Annotated in this window: 11 protein-coding genes; 2 read left to right on the forward strand and 9 right to left on the reverse strand. The window is 65.5% G+C overall.

Going from position 1 to position 9315, the window contains the following annotated elements:
* Positions 1 to 19: 19 nt before the first annotated feature.
* The 3 genes from DYZ14_RS22355 to rplS all read right to left on the reverse strand — a co-directional run bounded on the left by DYZ14_RS22355 (position 20) and on the right by rplS (position 1913).
* The gene (locus DYZ14_RS22355; protein WP_154722726.1) at positions 20 to 700 is read right to left on the reverse strand and encodes a helix-turn-helix domain-containing protein; all 681 of its coding nucleotides are present in this window, start codon (positions 698 to 700) and stop codon (positions 20 to 22) included.
* A 103-nt stretch (positions 701 to 803) separates the two neighbouring features.
* Positions 804 to 1196, reverse strand: coding sequence for a hypothetical protein (locus tag DYZ14_RS22360; protein ID WP_154722727.1), 393 nt, complete (start codon positions 1194 to 1196; stop codon positions 804 to 806).
* A gap of 159 nt (positions 1197 to 1355) precedes the next feature.
* On the reverse strand, positions 1356 to 1913 hold the full coding sequence (gene rplS, locus DYZ14_RS22365; protein WP_115672157.1) for a 50S ribosomal protein L19: 558 nt from the start codon (positions 1911 to 1913) through the stop codon (positions 1356 to 1358).
* 258 nt (positions 1914 to 2171) lie between these two features.
* On the opposite strand from rplS, the gene DYZ14_RS22370 reads away from it, so the two are divergent.
* On the forward strand, positions 2172 to 2918 hold the full coding sequence (locus DYZ14_RS22370) for a sulfite exporter TauE/SafE family protein (protein WP_154722735.1): 747 nt from the start codon (positions 2172 to 2174) through the stop codon (positions 2916 to 2918).
* Between the two features lie 109 nt (positions 2919 to 3027).
* Here DYZ14_RS22370 and trmD read toward each other — a convergent pair whose 3' ends face one another.
* The 5 genes from trmD to ffh all read right to left on the reverse strand — a co-directional run bounded on the left by trmD (position 3028) and on the right by ffh (position 6855).
* Positions 3028 to 3702, reverse strand: coding sequence for a tRNA (guanosine(37)-N1)-methyltransferase TrmD (trmD, locus tag DYZ14_RS22375; RefSeq protein WP_154722736.1), 675 nt, complete (start codon positions 3700 to 3702; stop codon positions 3028 to 3030).
* Between the two features lie 11 nt (positions 3703 to 3713).
* Positions 3714 to 4292 (reverse strand): ribosome maturation factor RimM, encoded by a 579-nt coding sequence (gene rimM, locus DYZ14_RS22380; protein WP_154722728.1) that lies wholly within the window; start codon positions 4290 to 4292, stop codon positions 3714 to 3716.
* 123 nt (positions 4293 to 4415) lie between these two features.
* Positions 4416 to 4790: a 30S ribosomal protein S16 gene (gene rpsP, locus DYZ14_RS22385; RefSeq protein WP_154722729.1), complete on the reverse strand. Its 375-nt coding sequence runs from the start codon at positions 4788 to 4790 to the stop codon at positions 4416 to 4418.
* Between the two features lie 158 nt (positions 4791 to 4948).
* Positions 4949 to 5269 carry a chorismate mutase gene (locus tag DYZ14_RS22390; protein WP_154722730.1) on the reverse strand — a complete coding sequence of 107 codons (321 nt, stop codon included), beginning with the start codon at positions 5267 to 5269 and terminating at the stop codon, positions 4949 to 4951.
* Positions 5270 to 5280: 11 nt separating this feature from the next.
* A complete protein-coding gene (ffh, locus tag DYZ14_RS22395) occupies positions 5281 to 6855 on the reverse strand; it encodes a signal recognition particle protein (RefSeq protein ID WP_154722731.1) in 1575 nt (524 codons plus the stop codon).
* A 309-nt stretch (positions 6856 to 7164) separates the two neighbouring features.
* Here ffh and DYZ14_RS22400 point away from each other — a divergent pair, with 309 nt between their 5' ends.
* Entirely contained in the window at positions 7165 to 8169 is a 1005-nt protein-coding gene (locus DYZ14_RS22400) for an MBL fold metallo-hydrolase (protein ID WP_154722732.1), read from the forward strand.
* A 244-nt stretch (positions 8170 to 8413) separates the two neighbouring features.
* Here the strand turns inward: DYZ14_RS22400 and DYZ14_RS22405 are convergent, their stop codons facing one another.
* Entirely contained in the window at positions 8414 to 8755 is a 342-nt protein-coding gene (locus tag DYZ14_RS22405) for a GIY-YIG nuclease family protein (protein ID WP_154722733.1), read from the reverse strand.
* Positions 8756 to 9315 lie beyond the last annotated feature (560 nt).

Here is a 9315-nt window from a genome sequence, read left to right on the forward strand (position 1 = left end):
ACCCGAGACGGCACCGTCTTCACGCATTCGCCAGCGTGCCAGTTCCAGCGGCGATCGCGGCCATCGCCTCCGGCTTCAGCAGGGTGACGATTTCCGGATGACGGAAGTCGATCAGGCCGGCCTTCTTGAGCCGCGTGAAGCAGCGGCTCACCGTCTCCACGGTAAGGCCGAGCCAGTCGGCCAGGTCGCCGCGCGTCGGACGGAGGGTGAAGCAGATGGAGCCGCGCTTTCCGCTCTTTCCCGGGCGAGCGAACTGACCTGCCAGGTCGAGAATGGCATAGGCGACGCGTTCGGCGGCGCTCTTGCGACCGAGCAGGGTGGCGAGCGCCTGTCCGCGCAGCACCATTTCATGCAGGGCGTCCTGCAGGTCTGCCGGTTCGGCCTTGCCGACCGGCTCGAGCGTCACATAGCTCAGCGTCTCGGCCGAGCAGCGATTGTGCTCGCCGAGCCCGAGGCCGAGCAGGCGCCCCGGTCCGACCATGTCGATGATTTGTCGCCGCCCGTCGGGCAGGGTCTGGGACACGGCGACACAGCCCTCGATCACCCGATATTGCGGGCCCCGGGCAAATCCCTCCAGATAGACCGTGCTGCGGGGCGGCATTTGCAGGGTGGCTGCTGTCTGCCGCGGGATCGGTCTGGACGAAAGAAACTGTGGCGGCAGCGGGCAGCCATCCGCTGCCTTGGGAAGAACATGTAGCATGACTTTATCCGGCTTTCCGGCCGGATCCGCATACTCGATGCGTGTCTACCGGCCTCGATCAATGATTCCGGACGCAGACGAGCTTTCGCTCGCCGGGCCGGGCTCAGGCAAGGGCCGGACGGGGTGGCGCGCGGGGCGCCGCATTGGGAGGGAAAAGCTGGCGATGGAAGGCTTCGACGCGCGGCGGAAGCTGGACCTCGGAAGAAGCCGAAAGCCGCTTGCCGGTGATGTCGGCCGGCGTCGGCAGGAGGACCGAGGCGGAGATCACGCAGGCGTCGCATGGGGCGGCCGTGAATTGTCCCTTGCCGGCCTGTCCGTCGACGGGCAGGCAGAGTTCCGGCAGCGTGCCGTCGGGCAGGGTCATCGCCGCCACTTCCTCGGCGGAAAGCAGCGAAACCGCGAAGGCCGGGGTCCGATGGCCAAAGCCGACGGCAAGCAGCGCCACCACGCACAAGGCGCGGATCACGAACTGCCAATTCGACCTTCGACCCTGCATGGTTCTTCCCCAATCGTTTCAGAATTAGCAGTCTGCCGAAAATCACGCAAGCGGCGAGCCGATGCCACCATGTCGCAGCCCGCCCGACCTCATCAGGCGCCGGAAACGAAAAAGGCGACCCGAAGGCCGCCTTGTCCGTATCCCGCGATGGGGAAAATCTTATTCTGCAGCGCCTTCGGCAGGAGCAGCTTCGGCTGCGGCTGCAGCTTCTGCGGCGGCCTTGGCTTCAGCGGCTTCGGCTGCTGCCTTTTCGGCGGCCAGAGCCTGTGCTGCTGCGACCTTTTCAGCTTCCAGACGTGCCTTTTCCTCGGCAACGGCGGCGCGCTCGGCGTCGTTCAGCTTGCGGGCGCGGGTGCCGGTGTTCTCGACGATACGAGCCGACTTGCCGCGACGATCGCGCAGGTAGTAGAGCTTGGCGCGACGGACCTTGCCGCGGCGAACGATTTCGACGCCTTCGACCAGCGGCGAGTAGACCGGGAATACGCGCTCGACGCCTTCGCCGTAGGAGATCTTGCGAACGGTGAAGCTTTCGTTGATGCCGCCACCCGAACGGGCGATGCAGACGCCTTCATAGGCCTGCACGCGGGTACGGTTGCCTTCCGTCACGCGGACGTTGACGCGTACGGTGTCGCCGGCTTCGAACTTCGGCAGCGGGGCGCCGCGCTTGGCTTCGATCTTGGCAGCCTGTTCGGCTTCCAGTTGCTGAATGATGTTCATGTCTAACCTCTAGTTCTTCTGAAACAGCCAGAGCGCTCATTCATCCATCGGTCAAAGCCTCCGGATTTTGCCTTGTCAGGCGCGAGCGGATACGCATGCTCTTTGTTGTGGCAGACGGGCTTGGCCCATTTCCGACGCGGCCAATACACCAAAGTCTGGTGTTTGTCATCCCTTGGCGCGCATTTTTGTGCCGTTCCCGCCATTGCGGTCGAGGCCATGAACGAATAACCGTTCGTGACCACGGAGGAAAGCTACAAGATGTCGATCGCCACCATTGTCCTGCTGTTCGTTGCCGGCTTCCTCTCCGGCGTCGTCAATGCGATCGCCGGCGGCGGCACCTTTCTCACCTTCGGCGCCATGACGCTGGCCGGTCTGCCGCCGATCGCCGCCAACGCCACCTCGTCGATCACCCAGTTCCCCGGCTACATCACCTCGACGCTCGCCTATCGCCGCGAATTTGCCGGCCTGTGGAAGAGCGCCCTGGTCCTCGGGCTGGTCTCGGCGCTCGGCGCGCTCGGCGGCGCGCTGTTCCTGATCTCGCTGTCCAATCCGGCCTTCCGCGCCATGGTGCCCTGGCTTCTGATCGCCGCCACCGCCGTCTTTGCCGCCGGCCCGAAGCTTCGCCCGAAACACGCTGGTCAAAGTCACCCGGCCACTCCGCTCGGCCTGGCCCTGCAGGCCGTCACCTCGTTTTACGGCGGCTTCTTCGGCGCCGGCATGGGCATCATGATGCTTGCCTCGCTCGGACTTGCCAGCGGCGGCGACTATCACCGGCTCAACGCGCTCAAGAATTTCCTGTCGATCGTCATTGCCGCCGTCGCCATCATCGTCTTTTCCACCGCCGGCGCGGTCTCCTGGCTGCATGCGGCGGTCATGGTGCCGGCCGTGGGCTTGGGCGGCTATGCCGGCGTGGCGATCGCCCGCCGTGTTCCCCAGGCCCTGCTGCGCTGGCTGGTGGTCGCCGCCGGACTTGGCCTTGCCGTCTATTATTTCGTCACGGGGTGAGGAATGGCCGACGAAGCCGGCAAAACGATACGGTGAATCGCTTTTAATGACGAACGCCCTGAGCCCAAGCGAAGGGTAGGGCTGGGCAACCGCAGGCTCGACGCAGTAATTACTTCAGCAGGTCCGGCCGCCGCTCGGCGGTCAGCTTCACCGCCTCCTCATGGCGCCAGGCCTCGATCGCCGCATGATTGCCCGACGTCAGCACCGCCGGGATCTCGCGATCCTCGAACACCTGCGGTCGGGTATAGTGCGGATGCTCCAGCAGCCCGCCCTCGAAGCTTTCGTGCACGCCGGACAGCTGGTTGCCCATGACGCCGGGCAGGATGCGCACCACGGCATCGAGCAGGGTGAGCGCCGCCGGCTCGCCGCCGGAGAGAATATAGTCACCGATGGAAACCTCCTCGAGGTTCCGCGCCTCGATCACCCGCTGGTCGACGCCCTCGAAGCGGCCGCAGACGATGACGACGCCCTCGCCTTCGGCAAGCTCGCGCACGCGCTTTTGGGTGAGCGGCCGCCCCCGTGGGCTCATCAGCAGGCGCGGGCGCCCGTCATTGGCGATCGAATCGATGGCGCGAGCCAGCACATCGGGTCTGAGCACCATGCCGGCGCCTCCGCCCGACGGCGTGTCGTCGACGCTCCTGTGCTTGTCGAGGGCGAAATCGCGGATCTGCACCGCCTCCAGCGACCAGTCGCCGCGCTCCAGCGCCCGGCCGGCCAGTGCCTGGCCGAGATGGCCGGGAAACATGTCGGGATAGAGGGTAAGGATGCTTGCCTTGAACGCCATGGCGGCCGGGCTCACGAATTGTCCCGCGGCGGCTTTCCCTTGGCCCCGGTGCCATAGGGCTTGCCCTCGTCCTCGTCCTTGAGGCCGGCGGCGGTCGGGTCGATCAGGAGACGGCCGCCCTCGAGGTCGATCTCCAGCACGGCAGCCTCCGAGAACGGGATCAGCACCGGCCGCTTGCCAGGACCTTTCAGCTCCAAGAGGTCGCCCGCGCCGAAATCATAGACCCCGGTCACCGCCCCGTAATGCTGGCCTTCAGCGTCATAGACCTCCAGCCCCTCGAGGTCGGCATAGTAGAATTCGTCTTCCTCGAGATCCTCGTCGGGCAGCGCGTCGCGCTCGACGAAGAGTTCCAGCCCGTTCAGCGCCTCGGCCGCATTGCGGTCGTTGATGCCGCGAAAGCGCACGACGACGACATTCTTCGCCTCACGCATGTCGAGGATTTCGAACACCCGTCCGTCGGCGCTGCGCAGATGGCCGTATTCGCCGAGCGCCATCGGGTCGGCGGTGAAGGTCTTGACCCGGACTTCGCCGCGCAGACCCTGCGCCGCACCGACCACGGCCATCAGAACGGGATTTTCGAGTTTGGTCATCGCGTCAGTCTTTTCCGGTGGCAAGATGTGTCATCGCCCTTTTACGGCGAAGCGGGGCAAATGGAAACGGAAAACGGGCGGCGGGAAAACCCGCCGCCCGTCGAACATCAGGGATGTCGAGACTTATTCTGCGGCGGCTTCGGCAGCGGCGGCAGCGGCTTCGGCAGCCTTCATTTCCTTTTCCTTGGTGCGCTCGACAGCCTTCTTGCCCGGCTTTGCCTTTTCCGGGTTGCTGCGGGCTTCGCGGGTGGCGATGCCGGCTTCGGCGAGGAAGCGCAGGACGCGGTCGGTCGGCTGGGCGCCCTTGGCGAGCCATTCCTGGATGCGCTCGCCGTTCAGCTCGACGCGCTTTTCATTGTCCTTGGCCAGCATCGGATTCCACGAACCGACCTTTTCCAGGAAACGGCCGTCGCGCGGCGAACGGGCGTCGGCGATGACGATCTGGTAGTAGGGGCGCTTCTTGGAACCACCACGGGCGAGACGGATCTTGAGGGACATGGGTTTACTCCTTGGTTCTTGTTAGGGCCGCCTTCCGGCGGTCCGGGGTTCTTGTCAGGGCCGCCTTCCGGCGGTCCGGGTTCTTGTCAGAGCCGCCTTCCGGCGATCTGCATTCGGGTCGGGTCGCTTTTGGCGGTCCGGGTTGATCGAGATCGCCGTCAGGCGGTCTTTTCGCTTGCGCCGCCGTGCTCGGCGGCAATGGCTTCATGATGCCGGATGACTTCCCTGATGATGAAATTCAGGAAGGTCTCGGCGAAATCCGGGTCCAGATGCGCGTCCTGGGCCAGTTGGCGCAGGCGGGCGATCTGGTATTCCTCGCGCGCCGGGTCGGCCGGCGGCAGGTCGTACTTGGCCTTGAGAACGCCGACCGCCTTGGTGCAGCGGAAGCGTTCGGCCAGCATGTGGACCAGCGCCGCATCGATATTGTCGATCGACTGGCGATAGCCGGAAAGCTGCTCCTTGACGGACGGTTCTGTCACGGTCGCTCTCCTCACTTCTTCTTCGGCAGGCCGGGCAGGCCGCCGAGGCCCGGAAGCTTCGCGCCGCCGAGGCCGGGCAGACCCCCACCCATTCCGGGCAGGCCGCCCATGCCGCCGAGGCCCGGCGGCGGCTTGAGGCCGGCGGCTTCGGCCTGCTTGGCCAGCGCTTCGAGCTGCTTCGGGTCGAGGCTGGACAGGTCCGGCATGCCGCCCATTCCGCCCATGCCGCCGAGACCCATCTTGCCGGCCAGCCCGCCCATCATCTGCTTCATCATGCCGCCGCCCTTCTTGCCGCCCATGGCTTTCATCATGTCGGCCATCTGGCGATGCATCTTGAGCAGCTTGTTGATTTCGGCGGCGTCCGTCCCGGAGCCGGCCGCGATGCGCTTCTTGCGGGAATGCTTGAGAATGTCGGGATTGGTCCGCTCGGCCTTGGTCATCGACTGGATGATGGCGATCTGGCGGCCGAACAGCTTGTCGTTCAGGCCAGCGGCCGCCATCTTGTCCTTCATGCCGCCCATGCCGGGCATCAGGCCCATGATGCCGCCCATGCCGCCCATCTTTTGCATCTGGCGCAGCTGGTCGGCGAGGTCGTCGAGGTCGAACTTGCCCTTGGCCATCTTGGCGGCCATGGCGGCCGCCTTTTCGGCGTCGATGTTCTCCGCCGCCTTCTCGACGAGGCTGACGATGTCGCCCATGCCGAGGATGCGGTCGGCAATGCGCCGCGGATGGAACTCTTCGAGCTCCGACATCTTTTCGCCGACGCCGATGAGCTTGATCGGCTTGCCGGTGACGGCGCGCATCGAGAGCGCCGCACCGCCACGGCCGTCGCCGTCCATGCGGGTCAAGACGAGACCGGTGATGCCGACGCGTTCGTCGAAATTGCGGGCGAGGTTGACGGCGTCCTGGCCGGTCAGCGCATCGGCGACCAGCAGGATTTCATGCGGCTTGGCATTCTTCTTGATGTCGGCCATCTCGACCATCAAGGGCTCGTCGATATGCGTACGGCCGGCGGTGTCGAGGATGACCACGTCATGGCCACCGAGCTTGGCGGCCTGCACGGCGCGGCTGGCGATATCGGTCGGCGACTGGCCGGCGATGATCGGCAGCACGTCGATGCCGGTCTGGACCCCGAGCTGGCGCAGCTGTTCCTGGGCGGCCGGACGACGCGTGTCCAGCGAGGCCATCAGGACCTTCTTGCGCTCGCGATCGGTGAGCCGCTTGGCGATCTTGCCGGTGGTCGTGGTCTTGCCCGAGCCCTGCAGACCGACCATCATGATGACGACCGGGGCCGCGGCGTTCAGATCGACGCCGACGCCTTCCGAGCCCAGCATTTCGACCAGCTCGTCATGGACGATCTTGACGACCATCTGCCCGGGCTTGATCGATTTCAGCACCGCCGCGCCGACGGCCTTTTCGCGGACCCGGTCGGTGAAGTTGCGCACGACCTCGAGCGCCACGTCGGCTTCCAGAAGCGCACGGCGCACCTCGCGCAGCGCTGCGGAAACATCGGCTTCCGACAAGGCGCCACGGCCGGTCAGTCCATTCAGAATGGAACCAAGGCGGTCCTGGAGGTTATCAAACATCGGCTCTTCCTTATCGTTTCGGATCCCCGAAACGTCGGTCTTTCCCGCGCTGAAAACAAGACGCAAAGCCAAAATGCACCCGAGGGCGCATCGCGCTGTCGGGTGTTGACCTCCGGGATCTCTTTATACCTTGACGGGTCCCGGTCGGCGGCTCGGAGTGCTTGTCTCTTCGCAGATTGGGGGCGATTAACAGCAAAGGGCCGGAAAAGTCAAGGCTGGCAAGGAAAACAGCCGATTTGGCAGGCACCGGCCTTTGCAATCGCGCCCGGCGAACCCAGATTGACGGTTCCCGCAACAGCATTGGCCACCATGTCCGACAAACCCGCCAATCCCTATTATACCGGCCCGGTCTCCGACCATTTCGACGGCCAGCGCTTCTTCAACCCGCAAGGCGTCGAGCCCGGCGGCATGCGCGACCTCCTCAAATGGCGCACCAACGGAAAGCGCGCCCGCTGGCCGAAACGCGTGGCGCATGCCCCCGCAGCGACGCCGCCGCAAACGAGGGTCGACGGCGCCGACCTGCGCGTCACGATGATCGGCCATGCCACGCTGCTCATCCAGATCGCCGGCCTCAACATCCTGACCGATCCCGTATGGTCGCCACGCGCCAGCCCCTTTTCCTTTGCCGGCCCGAAGCGCGTGGCCTCCCCCGGCATCGCCTTCGAGGACCTGCCGCCGATCGACATCGTGCTCGTCACCCACAATCACTACGACCATCTCGACCTTGCAACGCTCGCCCGCCTCGACGAGGAGCACGGACCGCATATCGTCACGCCGCTCGGCAATGACACGATCATCCACCGCGCCCTGCCCGACGCAAAGATCTCCGACATGGACTGGGGCGACCACCTGCAATACTGGGACGGCCTGTCGATCCATGCCGAGCCCTGCCACCACTGGTCGGCGCGCGGCATCCGCGACCGCCGCATGGCGCTGTGGGCCGCCTTCGTGCTGTCCACGCCGGCCGGCAAGATCTATCACATCGGCGACACCGGCTTTCACGACGGCATCAACTACCGCGCCGCGGCGGAAAAGCACGGCGCCTTTCGCCTCGCCAACCTGCCGATCGGCGCCTACGAGCCGCGCTGGTTCATGAAGGGCCAACACCAGAACCCTGAGGAAGCCGTCGAAGGTTTCCGTCTCTGCAACGCCGCCCACGCCGTCGGCCACCATTTTGGCACCTTCCAGCTCACCGACGAGGCGATCGAGGCCCCGGTCGAGGACCTGTCAAAGGCCCTCTCCGCCGCCGCCATCCCCCCCACCCGCTTCCGCGCTTTACGCCCCGGCGAGGTCTTCGACGTGCCGGACATGTGAGCGGACCGCTTGGCCCCGCGGCCATCCACCCTTGGCACCGATCCGCCCTCGCCCTTCGAGGGTCGCTTACGCTCCCGCCTCAGGGTGAGGGCTACCGTTGTGCCCAGACACCCGAGGTGGGGCACAACGCGGACCATGCATTCCCCCTCATGCTGAGGTGCCCTCGCGAAGCGAGGGCCTCGAAGCATCCGGCGCCGATCCCGACTCCCCATGCCTCGAAACATTCGGCCACAGACGCCCAGTTCTACTCCCTGCCACGCGATGATGAAATCGGGCCTTCGGAGACCTGACCTCCGCTCCTGACCGGCCCACGACGCGACAGATCGGGAAGCGCCTCGTAGGCATAGGCGATCAGGGCCTCCTTCTTCTGCCGATTCCAGCCCTTGATCTGCCGCTCGCGCGCAATGGCATCGAGGATGCGATCATAGACCTTCATGAACACCAGTTCGACCGGCCGCCGGCGCGCCGTGTAGCCGTCGTAGACGCCCGCATTGTGTTCCCAAAGCCGGGCCTCGATCGATTGCTTGGTAAGGCCGGTATAGTAGGAGCCATCCCGGCATCGCAGAATGTAGACCGTGACTTCCATCGCTTCGATCTCCAGATCAAGATACCATTTTTGATTGCATTTTTGACAAAATCAACCATCCGATCGCCGCCGTTCACCCCTCATGCTGAGGCGCCCGAATCGCGAGGGCCCTCATGCTGAGGTGCCTGGCCGCAAGGCCAGGCCTCGAAGCATCCGGCGGCAGACTCCGACCCCACCACATCCATCCGCCCTCGCCCTTCGAGGGTCGCTGACGCTCCCACCTCAGGGTGAGGGCTTCCGTTGTGCGCCTTGGTGAGGGGTTCCGACGGCCGTCTTGCCCCAGAGCCGCCTACGTGCCCCCTCATGCTGAGGTGCCTGGCCGCAGGCCAGGCCTCGAAGCATCCGACCGCAAATACTGTCACCACCGCACCCCATCCGCCCCCGCCCTTCGAGGGTCGCTGACGCTCCCACCTCAGGGTGAGGGCTATCGTGGTGCGGCTCGGTGAGGCATTCCCAAGGCCAACTCGCGGCCAGAGTCGCCGGTGCCCCTCATGCTTAGGTGCCCTCGCAGGGCGAGGGCGCCGAAGCATCCCGCCCCACACACCACCCAGACGGGGAAG

The sequence above is a fragment of the Ciceribacter sp. T2.26MG-112.2 genome, from assembly GCF_900492205.1.
GTDB classification, from domain to species: Bacteria; Pseudomonadota; Alphaproteobacteria; order Rhizobiales; family Rhizobiaceae; genus Allorhizobium; species Allorhizobium naphthalenivorans_A.